At 73.2% G+C, this 24,625-nt stretch carries 16 protein-coding genes and 1 pseudogene (1 of these 17 only partly in view); 8 read left to right on the top strand and 9 right to left on the bottom strand.

What is annotated here, in order from left to right; translation table 11 throughout:
* Positions 1–177: 177 nt before the first annotated feature.
* The gene (locus C1708_RS01235; protein WP_106410876.1) at positions 178–1,188 is read right to left on the bottom strand and encodes a helix-turn-helix domain-containing protein; all 1,011 of its coding nucleotides are present in this window, start codon (positions 1,186–1,188) and stop codon (positions 178–180) included.
* Positions 1,189–1,299: 111 nt separating this feature from the next.
* Between C1708_RS01235 and C1708_RS01230 the strand changes: the two genes are divergently transcribed.
* The 5 genes from C1708_RS01230 to C1708_RS01210 all read left to right on the top strand — a co-directional run bounded on the left by C1708_RS01230 (position 1,300) and on the right by C1708_RS01210 (position 7,466).
* Entirely contained in the window at positions 1,300–2,328 is a 1,029-nt protein-coding gene (locus C1708_RS01230) for a saccharopine dehydrogenase family protein (protein ID WP_106410875.1), read from the top strand.
* Positions 2,329–3,240: 912 nt separating this feature from the next.
* Positions 3,241–3,594 (top strand): hypothetical protein, encoded by a 354-nt coding sequence (locus tag C1708_RS01225; RefSeq protein WP_106410874.1) that lies wholly within the window; start codon positions 3,241–3,243, stop codon positions 3,592–3,594.
* Between the two features lie 134 nt (positions 3,595–3,728).
* Complete coding sequence (locus tag C1708_RS01220) at positions 3,729–4,169, top strand: hypothetical protein (RefSeq protein WP_133169041.1); 441 nt, start codon at positions 3,729–3,731, stop codon at positions 4,167–4,169.
* On the top strand, positions 4,166–4,699 hold the full coding sequence (locus C1708_RS01215; protein ID WP_157951217.1) for a hypothetical protein: 534 nt from the start codon (positions 4,166–4,168) through the stop codon (positions 4,697–4,699). The genes C1708_RS01220 and C1708_RS01215 overlap by 4 nt, the downstream gene beginning before the upstream one ends.
* Positions 4,671–7,466 carry a M48 family metalloprotease gene (locus tag C1708_RS01210; RefSeq protein ID WP_106410871.1) on the top strand — a complete coding sequence of 932 codons (2,796 nt, stop codon included), beginning with the start codon at positions 4,671–4,673 and terminating at the stop codon, positions 7,464–7,466. Before C1708_RS01215 ends, C1708_RS01210 begins: the two co-directional genes overlap by 29 nt.
* 330 nt (positions 7,467–7,796) lie before the next feature.
* Here the strand turns inward: C1708_RS01210 and C1708_RS34740 are convergent.
* A pseudogene (locus tag C1708_RS34740) lies at positions 7,797–8,102 on the bottom strand (IS5 family transposase); the annotation flags it as partial.
* 440 nt (positions 8,103–8,542) lie between these two features.
* On the opposite strand from C1708_RS34740, the gene C1708_RS01200 reads away from it, so the two are divergent.
* Positions 8,543–10,696: an MMPL family transporter gene (locus tag C1708_RS01200; RefSeq protein ID WP_133169040.1), complete on the top strand. Its 2,154-nt coding sequence runs from the start codon at positions 8,543–8,545 to the stop codon at positions 10,694–10,696.
* A gap of 600 nt (positions 10,697–11,296) precedes the next feature.
* Positions 11,297–11,860 carry a snapalysin family zinc-dependent metalloprotease gene (locus C1708_RS01195; protein ID WP_106410869.1) on the top strand — a complete coding sequence of 188 codons (564 nt, stop codon included), beginning with the start codon at positions 11,297–11,299 and terminating at the stop codon, positions 11,858–11,860.
* Between the two features lie 252 nt (positions 11,861–12,112).
* Here C1708_RS01195 and C1708_RS01190 read toward each other — a convergent pair whose 3' ends face one another.
* Together C1708_RS01190 and C1708_RS01185 are read right to left on the bottom strand one after the other, a co-directional pair.
* A complete protein-coding gene (locus tag C1708_RS01190) occupies positions 12,113–13,021 on the bottom strand; it encodes a serine hydrolase (protein ID WP_342210875.1) in 909 nt (302 codons plus the stop codon).
* The gene (locus C1708_RS01185; RefSeq protein ID WP_106410868.1) at positions 13,018–14,004 is read right to left on the bottom strand and encodes a LysR family transcriptional regulator; all 987 of its coding nucleotides are present in this window, start codon (positions 14,002–14,004) and stop codon (positions 13,018–13,020) included. The genes C1708_RS01190 and C1708_RS01185 overlap by 4 nt, the downstream gene beginning before the upstream one ends.
* A 152-nt stretch (positions 14,005–14,156) precedes the next feature.
* Here C1708_RS01185 and C1708_RS01180 point away from each other — a divergent pair, with 152 nt between their 5' ends.
* Positions 14,157–15,218, top strand: coding sequence for an MBL fold metallo-hydrolase (locus C1708_RS01180; protein ID WP_106410867.1), 1,062 nt, complete (start codon positions 14,157–14,159; stop codon positions 15,216–15,218).
* A 219-nt stretch (positions 15,219–15,437) separates the two neighbouring features.
* Here the strand turns inward: C1708_RS01180 and C1708_RS01175 are convergent, their stop codons facing one another.
* From C1708_RS01175 to C1708_RS01155, 5 genes are all read right to left on the bottom strand, one after another.
* Positions 15,438–16,748 carry an aminotransferase-like domain-containing protein gene (locus C1708_RS01175; protein ID WP_106410866.1) on the bottom strand — a complete coding sequence of 437 codons (1,311 nt, stop codon included), beginning with the start codon at positions 16,746–16,748 and terminating at the stop codon, positions 15,438–15,440.
* A complete protein-coding gene (locus C1708_RS01170) occupies positions 16,745–17,857 on the bottom strand; it encodes an alpha-hydroxy acid oxidase (protein ID WP_106410865.1) in 1,113 nt (370 codons plus the stop codon). Before C1708_RS01170 ends, C1708_RS01175 begins: the two co-directional genes overlap by 4 nt.
* Positions 17,854–18,975, bottom strand: coding sequence for a 4-hydroxyphenylpyruvate dioxygenase (gene hppD / locus C1708_RS01165; RefSeq protein WP_106410864.1), 1,122 nt, complete (start codon positions 18,973–18,975; stop codon positions 17,854–17,856). The genes C1708_RS01170 and hppD overlap by 4 nt, the downstream gene beginning before the upstream one ends.
* A 50-nt stretch (positions 18,976–19,025) precedes the next feature.
* Positions 19,026–19,241, bottom strand: coding sequence for an MbtH family protein (locus tag C1708_RS01160; protein WP_106410863.1), 216 nt, complete (start codon positions 19,239–19,241; stop codon positions 19,026–19,028).
* 81 nt (positions 19,242–19,322) lie between these two features.
* A protein-coding gene (locus C1708_RS01155) for a non-ribosomal peptide synthase/polyketide synthase (RefSeq protein ID WP_133169039.1) crosses the window boundary here: on the bottom strand, positions 19,323–24,625 show its 3' portion. Its footprint extends 23,626 nt past the window's final position; only the last 5,303 of its 28,929 coding nucleotides appear in the window; the start codon falls outside the window, past its right edge — the gene reads right to left on this strand; its stop codon occupies positions 19,323–19,325.

Raw genomic sequence — 24,625 nt, 5'->3', positions numbered from 1 at the left:
CCCTACCGCCGATCCGGGCACGCGGCGCATCCAGCCCAGCCGCCCAGCGACTGCGGTTGCAGTACGAGAACCCTTCTCGTCCGCGACCGCGCCGTCCCCGAGAGGCTGCCCCCGCTCCACACCACGCACAGCTGGCGCACGGCCGCCCGAGCCCGCCCCCTGCCCAGGGCGGCTTGCTCAACGGGACCGCCGAAGCCCTGCGTGCCCGGCCGCGCCGCCGGGCACCGCACCGCCGTCGGAGCCGGTGCGGGTCCGCGAGCGGAAGGTGCGGCGGTAGGCGTCCGGCGGCACCCCGACCGTCCGGTTGAAGTGTCGGCGCAGCGTCGTGGCGGTGCCCATGCCGGTGGCCGCCGCGATGGTGTCGACGGTGTCGTCGGTGGTCTCCAGCAACTCCTGGGCGCGACGGATCCGTTGGGTGAGCAGCCACTGCAGCGGAGTGGTGCCGGTCACCGCTCTGAAGTGGCGGCCCAGGTTGCGCGAGCTCATCCGCGCCTGGCGGGCCAGGTCCTCCACGGTGAGCGGGCGGTCCAGTCGCTGGACCGCCCAGGGGAGGAGCTCGGCGAGCGGGTGGTTGCCCGGGGCGGGGACCGGGGTGGTGACGAACTGGGCCTGGCCGCCGTCCCGGTGCGGCGGCACGACCAGACGGCGGGCGAGCGTGTTGGCGACCGACGAGCCGTGGTCGAGACGGACCAGGTGCAGGCACAGGTCCATGGCGGCGGCCTTGCCGGCGGAGGTGAGCACGCTGCCGTTGTCCACGTAGAGCACGTCCGGGTCCACCGTCACCCGGGGGTGGCGCTCGGCCAGCTCACGGGTGTGCGCCCAGTGCGTGGTCGCACGCCTGCCGTCCAGCAGACCGGCGGCGGCCAGCACGAAGGCGCCCGTGCAGAGGGAGGCCACGCGTGCGCCCGCCTCGTGGGCCGCGCGCACCGCGTCGATCAGCTCGTCCGGCGGGTCCTGGTCGATGTCGGCCCAGCCCGGGACGATCACGGTGTCGGCGCCCGGGAGGCGGTCGAGTCCGTGGTCGGGCTCCAGCCGGAAGCGGCCGGCCCGCACGGCGCCCGGGCCGCAGACCGAGAGGCGGTACCGGGGATTCGGCACGCCGGCCGGTTCGGCTCCGAAGACCTCGCACGCCAGAGCCAGTTCGAAGTGCAGCATGCCGTCGGTGACGGCCAGCGCGACAGTAGCCATGTCCGGAATTGTATGAGGCATGGCGTTCCGGACAGTCGTACTCGGATGACGACCCTCGTCAGGATGTACGTGACAGATCGCAGCGGATCATTCGAGTGCGGGGGAGGACCCATGGGATCAGACCGGACGGTGGCGGTGTTCGGCGCGTACGGGCACACCGGGCGGTTCGTGGTGGCGGAGCTGAGGGAGCGCGGGCTCCTGCCGGTGCTCTCCGGCCGCGACGCGGACAAGCTGAAGGCGCTCGCGTACGAGACCGGGCTGGACGCCCGCCCGGCGTCGGTCGACGACCCGGTCTCGCTCGACCACGCGCTGGCCGGCGCGGCGGCTGTGATCAACTGTGCCGGGCCCTTCGCCGTGACGGCCGCCCCCGTGATCGAGGCCGCCCTGCGCGCCGGGATCCCGTACCTGGACGTGGCGGCCGAGATCGAGGCCAACGTCGACACCTTCGCGCACTTCGCCGACCGGGCGCGGGAGGCGGGAGCGGTGATCGTCCCGGCGATGGCCTTCTTCGGCGGATTCGGCGACCTGCTGGTCACCGCGGCGATGGGCGACTGGACGGCGGCCGACGAGGCGCACGTCGCGTACGGGCTGAACAGCTGGCACCCCACCGCCGGGACGCGTGCCGCGGGCGCGGTCTCCCGGCAGCGGCGGGACGGCCGCCGCGTCCGCTACACCGGCGGACGGCTGGAGTACCGTCACGACGCCCCGCCGACCCTGGAGTGGTCCTTCCCCGACCCGATGGGCCCCCGGTCCGTCATCGGGGAATTCACGATGGCCGACGTCGTGACCATCCCCAGCCACCTTCCGGTCCCCGAGGTGCGCACCTACATGACGGTCGAGGCGGCCCGGGACATCGCGGACCCGGACACCCCCACGCCGGCCGCGGTCGACGAACGCGGCCGCTCCGACCAGACCTTCCTCGTCGACGTCGTCGTGCGCTCGGGCGGCGCCGAACGGCGCGCCGTGGCCCGCGGCCGGGACATCTACGCCGTCACCGCACCCCTCGTGGCGGAAGCGGTCGACCGCGTCCTCACCGGACGGACCGAGGCGTTCGGCGTCGTCTCCGCGGGGGAGGTCTTCGACGCGCCCGACTTCCTCCGAGCCCTGTCCCCGCACATCACCCTGGAACTGCGTCCCTGACCGGCTCCCGCCGCCGCTTCCCGTGAGCGGCCGGGCCCCGGCACCGCGCCGGCGCCGTCCGCCGCCGGAGCACCTCCGGCCGGCGCGGTCCCCCGGGAGGCAGGCGAGGGCGACGGGCCGTCCGTCGTCCACCCGCGCTCGTCCACCTCGGCCGTCACCCGGGGCAGACCGCGACCGACGACCAACCGGGCCCTGCCGGCGGCGTGAGCACCGGCCGAGAGAGGCGTCGCGACGCCGGAACTCGGCGCGTCTTCCGCGGAGATCCTAGCTGCGGCCCCGACCGCACGACCGTCATCGCCGCTGCCGTCCTCACCCTGAAGCGTCAACGTTGAAACCCTCGGTACTTCTCGGACGTCCAGGAACAGGGAAAGACCTCGTGATTGCGGTCCTCTTTCTGCTCCTCCACGCCCGCTGTTCGACTTCGACGGCCACGCGGTCCTCGGCGAAGACGCGAAGCGCCGGTTGCCCGTCGTCCTTCTCCATGACGTGAGCGAAGTACGAGCCTGGTCCATGGCCAGCGTCAGCATGCACGTTCGGCCCGGAGATCGGCCCATTCGTGTTGTGGCGGTGAAGGCGAGCGTGGAACACTTTCGGAAGTCGTGCCGTCCACGGGGCGGCAGGCTTTGTGCGACGGGGGAGGTGTCCGACGAAGCCATGCGTATCGAAAGGCGCCGGATCACGGATCGGCGTAGGGGACATGTTTTCGAAAGCGCGGTCATTGCCGTGAGTTGCTGCCTTGCTCTCGTGGCGTGCAGCCCGGGCCATTCGTTCAAGACCGACGAACCGGCAGGCGCCGCCACCGCTCGGGCCTCGTCGGCCGGTGAATCCACAGCGCCGGCCACCGAGTCACCCGAAAAGCCGGTTCCCTCATCACCCTCCCGGAGTCAGCGACCGCTGAACACCGCCAAGTTGGTGGGGACCTGGGAAATCTCGCCGGGATCCGCCAGCGAGAACTACTACTCGCTGGAGATCGAGAAGGACGGGGCGGCCAGCACAGTCGGCGAGCCGCTTGCCGTCAGGGACTCGATGGAAGCGTTCCGCATCTGCGGCGGGACGGCCCATCTCAAGTCCACACCAGTGAAGATGACCCTGACCTGCGCGAACGCAGAGACGGACGAGGACGGTCGGTACGTCCACATGAGGCGGCACGCCGGCATGCTCCACCTGGGACAACCGCCGTCGATCACTGAGGATTACGGGGACGAGGTGCTGATCATCGACTGGGTCAACGGGAAGACGGACTACCTCTTCCCCGGGAACATCTAGGGGACGGCATGGTCAGCCGTTTGGGACGAGTTCTCGCCGTCGCCGTCGGGACGGCCCTGTGTGCGGGATGTTCGGCGGACCATGGCACGTCGGACCCGGCCCCGAAGGAGTCGGACAGGACCAGGACCGCGTCCGTGTCGCCGTCCCCGACGCCCACCAGGAAATACTCGGCAGTCGGTTCCTGGACCCCGTTCTTCCTCTCCGACACCGATGTGTTCATCTTCGACGTAAAGAAGGACGGCAGCGTCAGCACGTTCGGTGAACCTGTGGCGAGAGATGTGACGCGGGACAGCATGGTGCTCTGCAGCGGGGAGCTCGCCTCCATGTCCTTGCCGACCACGGTGAAGCTCAGCTGCCTCGACACCGGAGAGCTGACGGAGACCGCCCCGTCCGGAGCCGGAGACCTGAAAATGCCCGAGTACAAAGGGCTCGTGGATGTGGTGGGCGAAATCCCCGAGTCTCTCGAGAACTACGGTTCCCCCAAGAAATACGGCAAGGAACTGCTCGTGATCAAGTGGACCGGGGGACAAGTGGATCTCCTGTACAAGGGCAGCTATGGAGGCGGCTCGCTGTGAGGATCCGTGAAGTTGTCCGAGACGGCGTGGAGTTCGCGGTGGGCGAGGAGTACGTCACCGCGGACGAGCTGCTCATTCTCAAGGCCCTGACCGAGGAACCCGACGACCGCCGGGTCCTGCGCGGACTCAGACGCCGTCGTACCCGCGGCGAACCGCTCGGCTTCGGCACCGGAGAGATCGTCGGCGTCCTGACGGCCGTGCTGTGGCTGGCGGTCGACGAAGGAGTGCGCAGCGTGACAGGTCAGGCGGTCCAGACGCTGTCCGACCGGCTCCGGGGCCGGCTGCGCCGGTTGTTCCGGCGTCCTGATCCGCAGCCAGAGCTTCCCGCGCTGACCCAGGAGCAGCTCAACGCCGTGGCACAGGTGGTGAGCGAGCAGGTCACCGAGGCCGGTCTCTCCCCCGAGCAGGCTCAGCGGCTGGCCGAGCGGGTCGCGGGACGGCTCGCGCTCGGAACGCCGGCCGAGGTGGAGTCCGGTACTCGAGAGGAGAGCGGGGACCCGGATGACCTCGTCGGTGACGGTCAGTCGTGAGCCGACGGCCGAGGCGGTCCGGGGCCGTCTGCCGGTCAGCACCACGCTCCGCTTCGCGCTGCTGGTCACGCTGATCGTCATCACCGGCCTCTTCTGGCTCGACAACCTCGCCACCCACTGGTCACAGGCCGCCGTCAAGAAGGACGCCTACTGCAAGGTCGCCTCCGGCCTGCTGCTGCCGGACGCGGACGACGGCTCGGCGACGGCGGCCTACCGGCGCTGCATGGGCCCGGTCGAGCCGCCGGACCGGACGTGGACGCTTCTCGGAGTGCTCGCAGTCCTCGCCCTGGCACTGGCCATCTACGCCCTTCTGCCGACCTGGAAGCGGATCCGCCGCCGCCTCGTCACTCTCGACGTCCCCGACGACCCTCCCCTCCGTTCCCCCGGGACGGCGACGCTGGAGGAGGAACTGGGCGAACTGCGCCGGACGGCGGGCCTGGCCGGGCACCGGGTGCGGTTCGTGCTCGACCCCTACAACGTGCGCAGCAGTGCCGTCGTCTTCGGACGGTTCGGACGGTGCACCGTCAGTCTCAACTCCGGTCTGGTGAGCCGCAGGCAGGCGCAGCCGGAGGTGTTCCGGGGTGTGGTGCTGCACGAGCTGAACCACGTGGTCAACCGGGACGTGGGCCTGACGTACGCCACGATCGCGCTGTGGCGCGCCTTTCTCGCCGCCGTCCTGCTCCCCGTGACCGTCGTCGGCTTCCATCCGTATCTGGGCACCGGGTCGTTCTCCGACAGCCTGGCCTACTGGCGTGCCAACCTGTCCTACACGATTCCCTCGGTGGCCCTGAGCGGGGTGATCGCGGCGATCGTGTACCTCGTGCGTGCCGACATCCTGCGCACCCGCGAGTTCCACGCGGACGCCCTTCCGGAGCGCTGGGGAGCGGACGTCGCACCGTCCCTCACACCCGGGCACCGGCGTGGCTGGATCTGGCGGAGCCATCCCAGTGACGGTGACCGGCTGCGGGCGCTGGCGGAGCCGTCCCTCCTGTTCCGCACCAACGCCGTTCCCTTCTTCACCACCGGTGTCCTGGCCGTGGCGGCTCCCAGCCGCATGCCGATGTTCTTCTACACCGGTCCCCGGCAGACCGTTGTGGCATGGACGGTCACCACGCTCGCCGTCGGCCTTGTCGTCATCATGATCTGGCGGTCCGTAAGGCACGCCGTGGGTCACGGTCAGCCGCCGCCGAAGGGCTTCAAGGAGGGGCTGTGGCTCGGCTCCGGGCTCATCGCGGGGGAGTTGGTCATCGGCCGCGACATCGGGAACTCGGTGCTGCCGCAGCGGCCGTGGCTGCTGCTGTTGCTCCTGGCCGGCGCTCTTCCGTTGTGCGTGTGGACCGCGCAGACCGCGTTGGTCCTGCCGCGGCGTCGGGCCGCCTTCGTGCTCGCACTGGTCACCGTGGTGACGGCGTTCGGAACGTGGCTCGTCCACTGGGGGACATGGGGCCACATGGTCCTGGCGTCCAGCCGGATGGCCGTGATCCCGCTCCTGTGGGAAGTCCCCGCTGCGGACGGCAGTTGGGTGCGGCTGCCTCCGGAACTGGTCTTCTGGCTGCCGCTGGCCGACCGGGTCCGGGACGACCCGGTCGCCGTCGTGGGCGCCACGCTGCTGTGGCTCGTGCCGGCGGCGGCGATGCTGTGGCGGTCCGTCCGCGGCCGGCCGCGCGGTTCCGTCCCCCGGCGGCCGCTCCTGCTCGCGGCTGTGGGCGGCGCGGCCGGTACCCTCTGGGCGGCGTGGGTCCACATCGTGGTGCACGGAGCGCAGCCGCCGCCGGCCTCCTGGGACGAGCTCGGACTGGCCACCTTCTACGGCTGGCTGACCGCCGCCCTCGTCGTGCCTGCGGCCCTCGTGGCGGCGACAGCGGCCGCCGTCCGGCCCTTCCCCGGATTGATCGACGGCCTCGTCGCCGGCGGCGGGGCGCTGCTCGGGGGCCTCGCAGGAGTGTGGGCGCTGGCGGCACTCGACGGGTGCGTGACCCCCTTGGCCGTCTGGGGCGACACCTGCACACCGATTTGGGGCGGCTCGTGGCTCGTGCTGGGTTCGGTGAGCCGGCCCGTCCTCTCCTTCGGCGTGTTCGTCGTGGCGGCGGTCGCCGCCTGGGCGGCGTGCGGGCGAGAGGTGCTGAGCGTACTCATCGCGCCTCGGCGCCGGGTGCGCGGCCGTATCGTCCCTGCGCCCCGTGCGGCAGGCCTTCCTTCCGGTAAGGCCCCCCCGATCGTCCTCGCCGCGATGGCACTCACGACGTGCGTCCTGAGCGGGTACGTCCTGGCGGACGCCGTCGACGACAGCGAGCAGATCAGCTCGATCGACTCCTCCAACGGCACAGAACTGCGCACCCGGGCATGGCTGGAAGCGGGCGGGAACGAGCTGCTGCTGGGATTCGAGGAGAGGGCCCAGGCATACGCCAAGCATCTTACGCCGCTGGTCGGACAGGCGATGGCGAACGGGGCCCCGGAGGACGCCGACCTGGGCGACATCATCAACGCTTACCCGGAAGAGGTGCCCACAGTGAAGAGGAACTGCTCGGCACTGGAGCGGCAGGCGCGGACGGCCAAGCGGTTCATCCCGATTCCGGACGAGCGCGCCCAGTCACTGTGGCAGGACATCGTGTCCCGTACGGAGAGGGGCGCGGCCCTGTGCGTGCGGGGATCCGGGAGGTCGTCCCACGTGCTCACGGAGGGGACCGACCTCCTGCTGTCGACAGGAGAGATGCACTCGCACCTGGACGCGCGGCTCCTGGAGATCCAGGGCAGGCGAGAGGGGTGACGTCTCCCGGCCTCACGTCTCCGTCCTGGACATCGGATCCACCTCGTAGGTCACGAACCCGGCTGTCCGGTCGCCCGGGAACCCTGAGCCCGGCTCCGTCGGGGATCCCGGCGGTCTGCTCAGTCTCCGGCGGACCGCCAGGACCTCGGCCGGGTGATTCCGTGACGGTCCAGGTGGTTCCGGAGGGCGGTCGCCGGCCGGGACGGAGGTGCTCCTCCGGTCGGCGGCCGTCGGCTGAGGCGCTCGGTGTTCGCAGCGATGGCTGTGAACACGTGCTGTAGGAGGTCGTTTTCTCCCGTTGTTCCATCCCGGTGTCTGCGGTTGGTGTGCCTTTGCGGGGTCACGCCAGGAGATGGTGTTCTCGACGGTGAGGCGGCGGGCCATGAGGTCGGTCATGGCGGGGTGGAGCATGGCTTCGGAGCGGGCGGGGAGGGCTTCGTAGTCGCGGGCCGGACGGCGGTGGAGCATCAGCCGGCCGTAGGTCCGCTCGACCGCCCAGCGTTTCGGGATCGAGGTGAAGTCTCCGGTGCCGGGAGCGCGGGCGGTGATTTCCAGGTCGATGCCCAGGGTGGCGGCGTGCTCGGCGAAGTGCTTGCGGCAGCCGCCGTCGCCCCGGACCTTGCGGACGGTCGGGTGGCCGGTCCCGGCCGCCGGCGTCCGGGCCGGACGCGGACGGGGTGCCGCGGAGGACATCGCACGAATCACGCATCGGACAGGAGCCGAGCCGCGGCGCACCGTGACTCCTGCCGGAGGTGTTCGCCCTCCGGGGCGACCCCTCGCCACCGACCCCCAGCAGACGCCGCCGCCGGCGCATTCCCAGGGGCCACTGGTGCTCCCGGACGCGGAACAGGAGCCCGCGGGCTCCCGCGCCCGCCCCGGGCCAACCGTCAACGCACCCGCTCCCCGCGTCACCCTTTCGAGTCGCCCCCCGTGAAGCGCCCCGGCGGACCGAAGGGCCTGTGCCGCCCGGCCGATCGCGGCTCCCGCCGCGGGCGGAACGGTCCGAGCGCCCGGAACGTCCCCGTTCGCCTGTGGTAGTCAAAGGCCCCCGACACCTACGCGGAAGGGAGGCGCGGGTGCGCCGAATCGGACCCCTGGTGGTGCGGTACCGATACGCCGTGATGACCGTATGGCTGATGCTGGCCGTCGCCGGTCTGGCCGTACTCCCCTCCCTGCCCCGGATGCTGCAGCCGCCGGACATCACGGTCGACCGGTCCGCCTCGGCCGCCGCGTCCAGGCTGATCGCCGAGCGGTTCCCGGACATCGGCACACGGCAGGTGATGCTGGCGTTCACCTCCCGCACCCTGCCGGCCGACGACCCGGCGTACCGCCGCACCATTCGGGCCGTCACCTCCGCGATGTCGGAACACCCGCGGGTGGGGGCCGCCCTGCCGGTCCCCCGCACCGAGGACCAGCACGCCCGCCACGCGTACGTGATGCTCGGCGTGACCGGTGCGACGGACACCGCCCGCCGGACGCTGCCGGAGCTGGACGCACGGGCCGAGGAGGCCGCCCGGGACCGCTCGGACGGCGCCGTGTCCGTCGCCCTGGTCGGCCTGGACCCGGTCCTGTCCGAGCTGGCCCGCGCCACCACCGAGGACCTGCGGTCCGCCGAGCTGTACGCCGTGCCCGCGGCGGCCCTGCTGCTGACCCTGGGGCTCGGCTCCCTGGGGGCCGCCGCGCTGGTCCTGCTGCTCGCCGGCACCGCGATCGTGCTCAGTCTCGGCGTCCTGACGCTGACCGGACTGTCCCACGGCGTGGACGCGACCGCGGTGGCCGTGGTCGCCACCGTCGGGCTCGGGGTCGGTCTGGACTACGCGCTGCTGCTGACACTGCGTCACCGTCGGCGTCGGGCGGCAGGCCTGCCGCCGGGCCGGGCCGCCGAGCAGGCCACCGTCACCGCCGGTGCCACGGTCGCCCTGGCGGGCACGGCCGTCGTCGCGACCGCCCTCGGCCTGCTGCTGACGGACATCGCCTACATGCGCGCCCTGGCGCTGGCCGCGGTGCTGGCCGCGTCGACCGCGACCCTCGCCGCGCTCACCCTGATGCCGGCGCTGCTCGCCTCCTGTGACCGGCTCCTGAACTGGTGCCCGATGCCCTGGAAGCGGCCGGGACGGCGCCGCCCGAAGCCCGGTCCCACTGCCTGGGAGCGCTGGACCGGTCACCTGCTGCGGTACCCGGGACGCTATGCCACGGCCGCGGTGCTGCTCCTGCTGCTGGCCACGGCCCCGGTGCTCGGGCTGCGCACGGCGCTGCACTTCGACCGGGCGGTCCTGTCCGGCACCACGCTCGGCGACGGACTGGCCCGGATGGAGGACGACCGGATCGCGAGTCTCACGCTGGTCGCCCTGCCCCACCCGGCGGGTGCCGGCCCGGTCGACACCCAGCCCCTGACCGCCGAACTCCGCGAGGACCCGCGGGTGTTCATCACCACCGCGCTCGACGACGGACGCGACCTGACCCTGCTGCTGATCGGCGAGAGCCAGGCCCCGGACACCGCCGCGGCGGCGGACCTCCAACAGCACTTGCGCGAGGACCTGGTGCCACGCCTGTTGCCCGCCGGGCAGCCCGTGCGGATCGCCGGCCCGGCCGCGACCGTCCACGACCTGACGGCCGAGGTCAACGACCAGGTGGGGCTGGTGCTGATGGTGATCTGCTGCGGCACCTTCGTGCTGACCTTCCTGGTCTTCCGGTCGATCGTCGTGCCGCTCAAGGCGATCGCCATGAACCTGCTCTGCGTCGCCGCCGCCTTCGGGATGCTCGCCCTGGCCGCTCCCGTACTCGGCCACCCCGCGGTCAACCCGCTGCTCCCGCTGATCGCGCTCACCCTGGTGTTCGGCCTGTCCATGGACTACGAGGTCTTCCTCGTCCACCGCATCGCCGAGCACTACCGGACCCACGGTGACAACGCCGCGGCCGTCCTGCACGGCCTGCGCCGCACCGCGTTGCCCATCAGCCTGGCCGCGGGCGTGCTCGTGGTGAGCCTCACCGGTCTCCTCGGCACCCACCGCCAGGACCTGCGTCAGATCGGCTTCGTGGTGATGGTCGCCGTCGTGCTCGACGCCACCGTCGTCCGCATGGTGCTGGCGCCCGCCCTGATGCGGCTCATGGGGCGCGCCAACTGGTGGCTGCCGGGCCGGCTCGGACGCCTGCTGCCGGCCCGGGACGCCGAGGTGCGGCTTCCCGCTCAGGCGGACGCCGCCCCCGCGGCCGACCGCCCCCGGGTGTGACCCGTACCGGTGCGGGGCGGCCGGGAGCCGCACCGAAGCAGCACGCGCGAGGGTCGTGCGGTCGTAGCGCCGGACAAGCCGGCCGTACCGGTCGCCGCTGCGGGCCGGACGGGCAAGGTGACCCTCCAAGGGCCGAGGGGCACCGGCTCCGGTACGAGGTCCGGAGGCACCACGGCAGCCCCGGGGCCACCGCGGGCAGCCACGGGTCGTCGGGGGTGCCGACGAGGTGCACGACGTGGCAGGTCCGCACACCCGGCGGAACGGGCCTGGCCGCCGGCTTCGACCGGGCCCGCGGGCGTCCGCCGCGAGATCGACGCCCTGCGCGAGGAACTGGACGCGGGCCGCGGGGACTGAGCCGTCCGGCGCTCCTCACCGCCGCGCCGGCCCTGAAGCCCGGTCCCGGCGGATCCTGACAGCCGGGGCACCGGCCCGCACCGCCCGCACCGTGAATGCCCCGCGGTCCCCTGCGGAGCGTTCACGGTGCCGAGGAGCGGCCGGCCGGACGGCGCCGATTGACGGATTGAGGCCTGCCGGACACGGGCAGACAGCCCAGCGGAGTATGTGACATGAGCACGCCACTCGTCTCGCAGGAGGTCGACCATGCACTCACGCCCGCTCGCCCATGTCCTCAGCGCCGCCCTCACGGTGGCCTGCACCCTGGCCGGCGGTCAGGCCTACGCGGCATCGACAGGCCCCGCCGACCAGGCCCAGGCGGCTCGCGTCCTGACCTACGACGCCAGTGCCTCGGCGGAGTTCAGGGCCGCCGTCGACCAGGGCGCGGCGATCTGGAACGCCAGCGTGGAGGGAGTCGAACTGCGTCCGGCCGCCGCCGGACAGCGCGCCAACATCCGGATCCTGGCCGACAACGGCTGGCCCCGGGCCCTGACCACCTCGCTCGGCAACGGAACCGTGTACATCGGACGGCAGGCGGTCGACCAGGGGTACGACACGGTCCGCATCTCGTCGCACGAACTCGGCCACATCCTGGGCCTGCCGGACCGTAAACCCGGTCCCTGCACAAGCCTGATGTCGGGAAGCAGCGCCGGCGTTTCGTGCAAGAACCCGTACCCGAATGCGGCCGAGAAGGCAGCGGTCGAGAGCAAGTTCGGCACCCTGTCCGCCGGCCTGGCGGAGGCCCCGCGCAATGTGGTGACCGTGGACTGACAGTGAGGATGTGTGGTGGCTTCTCCGGATGGGTCTGACTCAGGGACCCACCGACGCCGACTGGCCGTCCTCAAGGGGATTCGTCAGCCCGTCCGGGGAGGTTCACCGCACACAACCGGACGGACGTCCGTGACCTCACAGCGCCTCCGTTGTCGGCACACGTCGGTGAAGCTCACGACACGCCTGGCCGGAGCCGGGATCCAGGCGTCCATGGGCTCGGTCGGCGACTCGTACGACAACGCCCTGGCTTTGTCACTCCCTGCCTCTCAGATGTTCGACGGCCGCGCGTGCCGTGGCGCCGATGACCGCATCAGCGCGGGGCAGCCGGCGGTCGGCTCGGGCGGCCTGGGTGAAGACGACGGCCGTGTACGTGCGGCCGTCGGCCAGTTCGACGACCCCGGCCTCGTGCCGCATGACGCCGAACGTCCCGGTCTTCCCGGAGACCGACACATCGTCGTAGGGGAAGCCCGCCGAGAGCCTGTGCTGCCAGGGCTGGAGTCCCATCGTCCGGCGGATGAAGGCACAGTTGGCGGGGGAGGCGGCCTCGTCCGTCCAGATGGCGTGCAGCAGGCGAGCTATCTCCGTGGGGGTGGTGGAGGTCGCCCATGCGGGGTCGTAAACGCTGGGCGGCACCGCCCGGTCGTTGTCGGCGATCCGCGCCATCGCCGTGTCCAAGGATTCAGCGCCTGTCGCCGCCAGTAGCCGGGCCAGGGTGCCCGCGGCACCGTCGCTGAGCTGGGTGCGGAAGAGGCCGAGGGCCTGGCAGGCATCGTCGAATGCCGCCGCGCCCACGTGGTGGAGCACCGCGTCGGCTGCCGCGTTGTCGGAGATGCTCATCATCATGACGACCAGGTCGCGCAGGGACATCGAGACCTCGTCGCTGAGTTGTGAGATGCCGGTGGGTCCAGGCAGCCGGTCCTGGGGCGACAGGATGACCCGTTGCCGGGGGTCGAGCACGCCGGCGTCCACCTGGCGGCAGTAGGCCACCGCGAGTGGCATCTTGTAGACCGAGCCCATCAGCACGGCCTCGTCCGCGTCGATCGTCACCGCGGCCGTGGGCCGGTGCAGTTCGGCCACATGGAGCCAGCCGCGCACCCCCGCGTCGTCGAACATCTCACGCAGGGTCCGCTCGATGCCCCTGTCGGGAACCGCCGCGCTCACCGGGCCTTCTCCCTGCCCGGCTGGTGCGCCGATGCCAGCACGCCGACCAATGCTTCGGCCGCTCCGTCCGCGTGCGCGGCGGCGAGCCGCCGGGCGTCCCACACCACCCGCAGGCGCAGCGGAAGCGCCGGGTCGGTGGTCGGCCGCCGGGCGACGCCGTCGGCTGTGAGCGTCTCGTCGGCCGTGACGAGCACGGCCTGGCCGGCGGCAACGAGAGCCAGCCCGGCGCGTTCGTCCGAGACCACCACCGTCTCCACCCGCCGCCCCCGACCCGCGAGCGTGTCCAGGAACAGGTCGTGCGCCGCGGGCGCTTCCGCGCGCGGCCGGACTGCGTGCGGCAAGAACCGCCCCGCCCGCGCGCCACCCGCACGCCGGTCCGGCTCGCTCGTGGCATCGCGCGGATCAGGCGGCGAGGCCCCGCCGGCAGCCGCTCCGCCCCGTGAGGACCGCCCGGTCGGGGCGTCACCCGTGTCGTCCGGTGTCAGCAGCCACGTCGGCAGCAGCGTCACCGGGCCCGCGGCCAGACCATGGAGTACAGCGGGGTGGCGGATGACGGCCAGGTCGAGTCGTCCAGCGGAGACGTCCGTCAGTAGCGTGGCCGTCGGTGCCGTCACCACCGAGACCCGGCCCCGGACCCCGGCGCGCACGGGTGCGGCGGCGACGGACGCGCCGAGCCGGGGCGGCAGTTCGGGCGGCAGGCCGAGCCGGAGACGCTGACCGTCCGCCTCCTCCCGTGCACCTGTCTCCCGCAGTTCGGCCATTGCGATGAGGGCCCGGCGAGCGTGGGGGAGCAGCAGTGCGCCCTCCTCGGTGAGGGAGACCCCGCGCTCCCGGTCGAACAACCGCACCCCCAGCAGCGCCTCCAGCCGTCGCAGCCCCTGCGAGAGGGGCGGCTGGGTGATGCCCACGCGCTGTGCGGCGTCGCCGAAATGCCCTTCCTCCGCGATGGCGACGAAGATTTCCAGGTGCCGCTCCGTCAGCATGCGCCCCCCGTGGTCTGCGGCGATACGCCGAACGAATCGGCACGCGGTCGAGAGTGTATTCGACACAGGGTGGTTGCCGAGGTTTGACTCCACTTCCCCCGGGCCCGGGTCACGAGCAGCAGTTGAAGCCCCACGAGCGAAGGAGTACCGCCATGTCCTCTCAGCAGCCCGCAGCCGCCCCACACCGTCCGAGCCGTCGCAGTGTGCTGCGGACGAGCGTGGCCGCCGGAGCCGTGGGCGCCACTGGAGGGTTCACGACCACCGCAGCCGCAGCGCCCCGCGGCCGTTCCGCGCGAGACGATGCCGGCCGGGGGCGCAGCGGTGTCCGGCTGCGCTGGCTCGGTGTCGCGGGCTGGGAGCTGAGCTTCGACGGGCACCGGTTGCTGATCGACCCGTATCTCACCCGGCAGCCTTACACGGGCGCGGACGGCAAAGGTGACATGACGCGGGAGCTCGAGGTGAACCACCGGATCATCGACTGGGTGCTGGGCGACCACCTCATCGGGACACCCGAGTTCATCCTGCTGACCCACGGTCACTGGGACCACTTGGCCGACGTGCCGTACCTCCTGGACCATCCGGCCTGGCGGGACAAGGAGATCAACGTCCTGGGCACCGAGACGCATCTGCACCTGCTCACCGCGATGGGTGTTCCTGGCAAGGGACGCAAGCACCGTCCGGTGGTCGTCTCAGGGGGCGAGGTGTTGCGCCACCCCCTCCAGTCGTCCGGCAAGCGGTCCCGCCCGGACTACACCATCGAGGTGGTGCGCAGTCTGCACAGCCAGCTCGGAGGCTATGGCTTCGACCCGTACGGCACCCTGACCGCGCCCCCTTCCCGGCCCCGGACGCTGAGCGATCTGGTGGAGGGCGGCACGCTGGGCTACCAGGTGACGGTGGGCGACCGGCTGAGTGTGATGTTCCTGAGCGGTACTGCTAACTTCGCTGCCCGTGAAGTCTCCGGCGCCACGCCGGACGTCTTGGTGCTGGGTGCCAGTGGACACGCCGCCGTGCACGACTACTTCGAGCGCGCGGTCAGCACCCTGGGCCGCCCCCGCGTCGTCGTGCCGAGCCACCACGACGACCTGGTCACGCCGCTCGACGACCCCGCCGTGCACGACACGGTGAACCGCGGCGTGGTCGACCAGCTGCAGCAGGTGGTCGGGGCCGGCGGTCGCGTCGTGGATCCCCGCCACCTGGAACCGTTCGAACTCTGAGGTTCCAGCCGCACGGGCGTCCGTCAGGCCCTTTCCCCGCCGCCGCACCTCCGGCGGCGGCCGGGCCCCCAGCCCGACCGCACCGACGGCCCGCAGGCGGTCGAACCGGGTGCTGACGGCCCGCGTGCGGAGCGCCGGCGGCCCGTCGTCCCGTCACCCGTGCACAGCGCGCCAGGAGCGGCAGGCGTCAGTGGTGCCGCCCCTGGCGGCGCGGGCGCGTCAGCGGGAACGTACGAAGGCGGCGAAGCGGTCGAGCGCCTCCTCGATGTCCTCGGGACCGAGCGCGCTGCACGACAGGCGCAGGCAGCGCAGCGGTCCGGCACCGGTTCCGGTGTCCGCTGCCGCGGCGTCGTAGAAGTGGTGCAGTGGCGTCCACAGCACCCGGTGCTCGCGCGCCGAGCGCTCCAGTACCGCGTCGGTGACGTCGAACGGCACCTGGACGACGACGAAGAAGCCGCCCTCGGGACTGTTCCAGCTCACCCCGGACACCGACGGGTCGGGGAAACGGCGGGCGAGTCCGTCGACGATCCGGTCGAGGCCCTCCCGGTACACCTCGCTCTCCCGTTCGTTGGCGCGGACCAGGCTGCACCCGTGCTCCAGCAGCCTGCCCCCGGCCACGGCCTGGGCGAGGGGTGAGGTGTTGACGGTGACCATGCTCTTGGCCCTGGCGAGCAGGTCGGCCAGGTAGGGCCCGTCCCCGACGGGCTGGTCGGCCACCGCGTAGCCGATCCGCACGCCCGGGAACACCGTCTTCGCCAGCGAACCGAGGTGGACGACCCGGCGCCCGGTGTCCAGGGCCTTGAGGGTCGGCAGTCGCCTCCCCCGGCGCGGGAAGAGGCCGTACGGGTTGTCCTCCAGGAGGAGGATGTCCTCCCGCTCCGCGAGGTCGAGGAGGTCACGGCGGACCGGTTCCGGCATCCGGATCCCGGAGGGGTTCGCGTGGTCGGGGACGACGTACAGGGCGCGCGGGCGCAGCCCGGCGGCGCGGGCCTCGTGGAGCCGCCGTCGCAGGTCGTCCAGGTCGACGCCGTCCGGGCCCTCGGCGACCGGGCGCACCGGCAGGTCCAGGAGCCGTGCCGCCCCGGTGACGCCGACGTAGGCGGGGGTGACGGCCAGCAGCACGTCGCGGTCGTCGCGGCGCAGCAGCCGAAGGGTGAGGAAGAGCGCCTCCTGGCAGCCCGTGGTGACGACGACGGCCTCCGGATCGACGTGGATGCCCTCGTCCTCGGCCAGCTGGCGGGCGATCAGCTCGTGGATGATGCCCTTGGTGCGTCCGTACTGAAGCAGGGTGCGCCGGACCCGCTGCTCGCCGAAGCCCCGTTCCGTGCGCAGGTGGTCGGTGAAGACCCGCAGCGCGCGGTGGATGTCCTCGACGTCGTAGAAGCCCTCGTACGGGGTGCCCGCGGCGAGGGAGAGCGCGTCCGGGTAGCGGCCCGCGACCTCGTTGAGGAAGTTCATCGAGGACAGCAGCGGGTCGCCCACCGAGGGGTGGAGGGCGGCCGGGTCGAGGCTTTCCGCGGTGGTGGTCATCCCGCCTCACCTGCCGGGCCCACGACGGTGCGCAGCCGGGCCGCGGCGGCGAGGTCCGGGCAGCCGGCCAGCGCGAGGGCCAGTTCCAGCTCCTCGCGGACGAGGTGGAGCACCCTGTGCACGCCCTGTCGTCCTCCGGCCGCGAGGCCCCACAGCACGGGGCGGCCCAGCAGTACGCCGTCCGCGCCGAGAGCGAGAGCCTTCAGGACGTCCGTGCCGCTGCGGATGCCGCTGTCGAGGAGCACCTCGCACCGTCCCGCGACGGCCCGGGCCACGGCGGGCAGGGCGTCCAGGGCGGGAAGCGCGCCGTCGAGCTGGCGGCCGCCGTGGTTGGACACCACCAGCGCGTCCACGCCGCAGGCGGCGGCGCGTTCGGCGTCGGCCGGGTCCAGCACGCCCTTGAGGACCAGGGGCAGGTGCGTGTGCGCGCGCAGCCAGTCGAGGTCGGCCCAGGTGAGGGACGGGTCGACGACGTCGGCGGTCTGTGCGGCGACCGCGCTGACGCCGCTGCTCGCGGTGCGCGGCACGCCGTCGGGACGGGGGCCGAAGTGCACGGGTGACACCCCGTCGGGCAGGGTGAAGGCGCCGCGCATGTCGGCCGTGCGGCGTCCCATCCGGGGCGTGTCGACGGTCAGCATCACCGCACGGCAGCCGGCCGCCTCGGCGCGCTTCAGCAGCTCCTCGGTGTGGCCGCGGTCGCGCAGCCAGTACAGCTGGAACCAGGTGGCGGCGCCGGTGGCGGCGATGTCCTCCACGCTGGTGCTGCTGAACGTGCAGGCGGTGAAGGGGACGCCGGCGTCGTGGGCGGCGCGGGCGGCGGCCAGTTCGCCGTCCGGGTGCACGGCCCGCTGGTACGCCATCGGGGCCACGGCCACCGGGAGGGCGCAGTCCGTGCCGAGCAGGGCGCGGGCGGTGCTCACGGACGAGACGTCCGAGAGCACCCGGGGGACCAGATGGAGCCGGTCGAACGCGGCGCGGTTGGCGCGGAGGGTGAGCTCCGCGCCCGCCGCCCCGCCGACGAAGCGCTCCACGCCGGCGGGCAGGACCGCCGCCGCGAGCGCCTCCGCGTCGGCGGGGGTGAGCAGGCCGGCGACCGCCGGGTCGGTCACGCGCCCTCCCCGTCGGCGTGCGCGGCGGCCTCGTGCTCGGCCTTCTCCGCCTGGACGGCGTCGTACAGCGCGCGGACGTTGCCGCCGCCGAAGCTGTCCGCGCCGGCCCGCTCGATGATCTCGTAGAAGACCGTGCGCCTGGGGTGGACGGTGCGCGTGAAAATCTGGAAGAGCTGACCGCCGTGGTCCTCGTCGGCGAGGATGCGGGCCTTGCGCAGCTCGGCCATCGAGTGGCGGTTCAGCTTCAGGCGCTGCTCCAGCCGGTCGTAGTACGTGTCGGGGGTGCCGAGGAAGACGATGCCGCGTTCGAGCATGCGGTCGACGGCGGTGACGATGTCGGGGGTGGCGAAGGCCAGGTGGTGCACGCCGCCGCTGCCGTGCCGCTCCAGGAAGTCGCCGAGGTGACCCGCGTCGTGCTCCGGGCTCGGCGCGAGGACGGTGAAGGTGAGGTCACCGGCGGGGCTGCGGACGGCCTTGGAGTCCATGGCCTCGGTGCCCTGCACCATCAGTTCCTCGTAGACGGACGCGTAGCCGAAGACCCGCTCGTAGTAGCCGGTGCTCTCGGCGAGCTGCCCCATGGGGACGCTGACGGCGACGTGGTCGAGGACGGTGAGCCCCACCGGCTCCCCGGACACCTCGGCGGGCTCGGCCACCGGCTCGAAGCCGGGCAGCGGGACGGCCGTGTCCGTGTGGCCGGCGGGCCGCTGGACCAGGGTGTGGCGTACGTCGTCGAAGCCGGCGGCGACGGCGGCGGTGACCCAGCCGTCCCGCTCCGCGGGCTCGGCGAGGGGCACGGCGGAGCGGGAGACGGCGTCGGCGAAGGCCTCGCGGGCGTCAGCGGCGCTCAGCGCGATGTCGGCTATGCCGTCACCGTGCCGCGCCACGAAGGCGGCGGCCGGGTGGGTGTCGTCGAGCGCCTGGGTGACGACCAGGACGATGTCGGCCTGGCGGAGCGCGAGGGAGCGGGAGGCGCCCTCGGGGCCGCCACCGCGTTCGGCGGTGGCGCAGACCTGGAAGCCGTAGCCGTCGACGAACGCCGACGCGGCGGCCTCGGCGTCGGTGACGTACAGCTCGACGTGGCTGACGCGCAGGGCGGTGGCGGGGGTGTGGTCCGTCATGTCGTTCTCCTCACGGAGCGGGAAAGGGCGGTGGGCGGGGTGAGGGGCGGTCACTGCCCGGCCATGGCGTCGGCCAGGCTCTTCGGCCGCATGTCCGTCCAGTTCTTCTCGACGTAGTCCAGGCACTCCTGACGGCTCGCGGCCGGGAGGGCCACGGTCCAGCCGGCGGGGACGTCGGCGAAGACCGGCCACAGGGAGTGCTGGAGTTCGTCGTTGACGAGGACCAGGTACTGGGCGTCGTCGTTCTCGAAGGGATTGGTCGTCATGGTCGTGCTCCGTGCTCGGGATCAGGGGATCGGTGGCGGGGCGGATCGATTCGGCTCGGGTCGGGCCGGGGTGTGTCCGGGTCAGGGGGTGTGGGAGTGGTCGGTGCGTTCCAGGCGCCCGGCGACGACTCGGCCGATCTCGGTGAGGGGGCCGGGGAGCGTCATGTCGTGGTGGCCGCAGGCGACGGGACGTACGTCCAGGTGACCGCCGACGTACGGCGTCCACGAAGCCGGGTCCGGCGCGTCCGCCCCAGGATCCGGTTCGGCGGTGAACAGCAGGACATCACCGTCGAAATGCCGGGGAACGAACTCCCTCTGCAGACGGGCGTGACGGGCGGCGATGCCGGGCCACGCCCGCAGCGTGTGCGGCGGGATGCCGCTGAGGGGCGCGCCCTCGCGCCGCAGCACCTCGCGGGCCGTCTCCGCGTCCACCGGGCCGCCGTCCGCGAGGCCGGGCGCCTCGTGGCCGAGGAAGCGCAGCAGCCCGGCGAGGACGTCGCCGTCCGTCCACTCCTGCGAGGAGGGCCCGTCGGCTTCGGCGGACCCTGCGGCGAGGGTCGCCTCCGGCGGGTAGGAGTCCAGCAGGGCGAGCAGCGCGACCTCCTCACCCGCCTCGCGCAGCCGCACCGCCATCTCGTGGGCCACCAGGCCGCCGAAGGACCAGCCCAGCAGGTGGTACGGGCCTTCGGGCTGGACCGCGCGGATCCGCGCCAGGTAGTCCTCGGCCGTCTCGCCCATGGACGCGGGCGGTTCCTCCGCGCGGGCCAGCCCCCTGGCCTGGAGCCCGTACAGGGGCCGGTCGTCGCCGAGGGTGCGGAGCAGACCGGCGTACGGCCAGCTCAGTCCGGCCCACGGGTGGACGCAGAACAGCGGCGGCCGGGTGCCCGTGGTGCGCAGGGGCAGCAGCACCTCCAGGGCGCGCGTGGACTCCTCGGCCCCGTTCCCGGCGCCCCGCCCGTCGCCGGTACGCAGCAGACGGGCCAGCGCCTCGGGGGTGGGTGCGTCGAACAACGAGCGGATGCCCAGGGCGGGTGAGGCACCGGCGGTGGTGGCCGAGCGGATACGGCCCAGCAGCCGGACCGCGAGCAGCGAATGCCCGCCCAGCTCGAAGAAGCTGTCCCCGGGGCCGACCCGCTCCACGCCGAGCACCTCGGCGAACAGCTCGCACAGCAGCCGTTCCTCGGCGTCGCGCGGCAGGCGCCCGCCGCCGGACGCGGTGAACGAGGGCTCGGGCAGCGCCGTGCGGTCCAGCTTGCCGTTCACGGTGAGGGGCAGGTCCGGCACGGTGACGACGGCCGCGGGCACCATGTACTCCGGGAGGCGGTCCGCGACGTGAGCCCGCAGCAGGGCCGGCTCGACGGAGGCGGGAGCCGGACCGGCGGCGGGCACGGCGTAGGCGATCAGCCGTGCCCCGCCCCGCCCGTCGGTCCGTACGACGACGGCGGCGCGGGCGACGCCGGGGTGGGCGCGCAGGACCGCCTCGACCTCGCCCGGCTCGATCCGCACCCCGCGCACCTTGACCTGCTGGTCGGCGCGGCCCAGGTACTCCAGGACACCCCCTCCGGCCTCCGGCCCGGGGCACCCCCGGGCGCGCCAGCGGACCAGGTCACCGGTGCGGTACATGCGTCCACCACCGGCGCCGTCCGGGTCGAACGGGTCGGCGACGAAGCGTTCGGCGGTCAGCGCGGGCCTGCCGTGGTAGCCGCGCGCCAGTTGCACCCCGGCGAGGTACAGCTCGCCGGTGGCCCCGGGCGGCACCGGACGCAGCGCGGCGTCCAGGACGTACACCCGGGTGTTCCAGACCGGCCGGCCGATCGGCACGGGGCCCGGGGCGTCCGGCTCGCAGTCCCAGTGGGTGACGTCCACGGCCGCCTCCGTGGGGCCGTACAGGTTGTGCAGCCGCACCTCGGGCAGCACGGTGTGGAAGCGGGCCGCGAGGTCGGCGGGGAGTTCCTCGCCGCTGCACACCACCCGGCGCAGTCCGGTGCACCCGGCCGCGGCGGGCTCGTCGAGGAACGCGCCGAGCATCGACGGCACGAAGTGCGCCGTCGTCACCCCTTCCGCGCGTATCAGCTCCGCGAGGTGGGCCGGGTCCCGGTGCCCGTCGGGCCGGGCGACGACCAGGGCCGCGCCGGTGATCAGCGGCCAGAACAGCTCCCACACCGACACGTCGAAGCCGGTCGGCGTCTTGTGCAGCACCCGGTCCTCGGCGGTGAGCCGGTACGCGTCCTGCATCCACAGCAGCCGGTTGACGACGGCCTCGTGCGAGACGGTGACGCCCTTGGGCCGGCCGGTGGAGCCGGAGGTGTGGATGACGTAGGCGGGGTTGCGCGGGTCGGGAGCGGACGCGGGGACGGGTGCGCACGCCTCGTCGTCGTCGGCGTCCACGACGAGGACGGGCGCGTCGCCGGAGGGCAGCGCGGACCGTGCCGCCACCGCCTCGGTGACCAGGATTCCGGTCGGCTCGGTGTCCTCCAGCAGCAGGGCGACGCGTTCCGCCGGGAGACCCGGGTCGACGGGCACGTACGCGGCGCCCGTTTCCAGGACCGCCAGGAGGGCGACGACCAGGTCGGCGGAGCGGGGCACGGCGACCGCGACACGGGACTCCGGTCCGGCTCCGGCCCGGCGCAGGCGGCCGGCCAGCGCGGAGGCGCGGGCGGCCAGCTCGGCGTAGGTCAGCCGCCGCGTGCCGTGGACGACGGCCGGCGCGTCCGGTGTACGGGCGGCCTGGGCGGCGAACAGCCCGGGGAGGGTGGCCGGCGCGACGGGCACCGCCGTGTCGTTCCACCGGGTGAGAACCCGTTCGCGTTCCTCGTCGCGGAGGACGTCGAGGGCCGCCAGTCTCCGGCCGGGACCGGCGGGGAACTCCCGCAGCAGCAGGCCCAGCCGGTCCGCCAACGCGGTCACGGCCGCGTGGTCGAAGTGGGCCCGCTGGTAGCCGAGGCGGAGGGTGAGGGCACCGTCGTCGGCTCCCTGGGTGACGATGAGGCTCAACGGGTAGTGGGTGGCGTCCCGGCCCTTCACCCCGGTGAGCCGCGGCCCGGAAGCGCCCGCGCGCGGGGCGAACGACTCCCGGTCGACGGGGTAGTTCTCGAAGACCACAAGGGTGTCGAAGAGGACGGGGTGGCCGGACAGGCGCGTGACCTCGCTCAGACCGAGGTGCTGGTGGGCCATCAGGGATGACTGGTCGCTCTGGAGTTTGGTGAGCGTCTCCAGGACGGTCGCCCGCGGGTCCAGGGCGACCCGGACCGGCAGGGTGTTGATGAAGAGGCCGACCATGGACTCGACCCCGGCGACCTCCGGCGGGCGGCCCGCGACCGTGGCGCCGAAGACGACGTCGTCACGGCCCGTCATCCGGGACAGCAGCACCGCCCAGGCCCCCTGCACCAGGGTGTTGACGGTCAGGCCCGCCTCCCGCGCCAGCCGGTGCAGGGCCTCGACCGTGCCGGAGGGCAGGTCCAGCGCCACGTGGCCGGGTTCGGCCGCGGGCGTGCCCGACGCCCCGGGGGCGAGCAGCGTCGGCTCGTCCAGTCCGGCCAGCTCTGCGGTCCAGGCGGCACGCGCCCCCTCCCGGTCCTGGACGGCGAGCCAGGCGAGGTAGTCGCCGTACGGGGTGACCGCGGGCAGTCCGGCCGCCGAGCCCCGCGACGCGTACAGCGCGAACATCTCGCGCAGCAGCACGGGCATGGACCAGCCGTCGAGCAGGATGTGGTGCGGCGTCAGGACGAGGCTGTGGCGCTCCTCGCCCAGCTCGACCAGCGCCACGCGCAGCAGCGGAGGCCGCGACAGGTCGAACCGTGCCGACCGTTCCTCCTCGGCGACGCGGTCGCGCCGGACGGCCTGCTCCGCCGCGGGTGTGCCGGTCAGGTCCACGGTGCGCCACGGCAGTTCGGGGTCGCGCACGACGACCTGGACGGGGGCGCCGGTGGCGTCGTCGTGCACGAACCCGGCGCGCAGGTTGGCGTGCCGGCGCAGCAGCGCCGTCCACGCCTCGCGCAGGGCCGGCGCGTCCAGGGGGCCTTCCAGGTCCAGTACGAGCTGGGCGGTGTAGACGTCGGTGCCCTGGGCGTCGTACAGCGCGTGGAACAGGAACCCGTCCTGGAGCGGGGAGAGCGGGAGGACGTCCTCCAGGCCGGGGTGGGCGGCCTCCAGGTTCTCCACCTGGTGCTGGGTCAGGGGCACGAGGGGGAAGTCGGACGGCGTGTGGCCGCCGTTCTCCGCGCCCGTGTCCGCGAGGGTCCTGAGGGCCCGCAGCCACCGCTCGGCCAGGTCCCGCACCTCCGCCTCGTCGAGCAGCTTCCCCGCCCACGTGAACGTCGCCGACAGCACCGGGCCGTCCGGACCGTCGACCGTGACGGCGTTGACGTCCAGGGCGTGCGCGAGCGGCGTGGCCGGATCGGTGTCGGGTCCTCCCGGCTGTGCGACCGGCGACCAGTCGGACGCGGCGGACGGGGAGGCGGACGTCGTCGGGGTGCGCCCGAGGTAGTTGAAGCCGACCTGGGGCCGGGGGAGACCGGCGAGCGCGGGCGCGGTGCCGGCGTTGAGGTGGCGGAGGAGGCCGTACCCCGTGCCGTCGCCGGGGACCGCCCGCAGCTGCTCCTTGACCCGCTTCACCGCGTCCGCCGGGTCGTCCCCGGAGCCGGTGACGTCGAGCCGCACGGGGTGGACGCGGGTGAACCAGCCCACCGTGCGCGACAGATCGACGTCCGCCCGGCCGGTGTCACGGCCGTGGCCCTCCAGGTCGATCAGCACACCGCCGGCGGCGTCGGCGTCGGCCCCGCGAGCCGCACACCACTGCCGCACGGCGAGAGCCAGGGCGCCGAGCAGGACGTCGTCGACGCCGCCGTGGAAGGCGGCGGGGACGGACGACAGCAGCGGGCCCGTGTGCGCGCCGGGCAGCGTCACCGTCAGCCGCCGTGCCGTGCCGGCGGTGTCGCACGCGGGGTCCAGGCCGCGGTTGCCGAGCGTCGGCCCGCCGCTCCCCAGTACCTCCTGCCAGTACGGAAGTTCGGCGCTGACCTGCGGGTCATGTGCGTGCTCGCGGAGCAGTCCCGCCCAGCGCCGGAACGACGTGCCCACCGGGTCGAGCCGCACCGGCTCACCGGCGGCCACCGCTTCCCACGCCTGCCGCAGGTCCGGCACCAGGATGCGCCACGACACGCCGTCCACGGCGAAGTGGTGCACGGTCAACAGCAGCCGGCCGGAGTCCTCCGGCCCCGCGTCGAACCACACCGCCTGCATCATCACGCCCGACTCCGGCGCCAGCCGCGCCACCGCCGCACGCGCCTCCCCGGCGATATCGGCGTCGGCCGCGGGAACACGGCGCACGCACCGGGCCGCATCGACCGAACCCCGCTCACCCACCTCTGACGCCCAGTCGACGG

The sequence above is a fragment of the Streptomyces sp. DH-12 genome (assembly GCF_002899455.1).
In the GTDB taxonomy this organism is placed as follows: Bacteria; Actinomycetota; Actinomycetes; order Streptomycetales; family Streptomycetaceae; genus Streptomyces.
The sequence above is the reverse complement of the archived record's forward strand: the minus strand, read 5'-3'. Positions and strand labels throughout refer to the sequence as shown.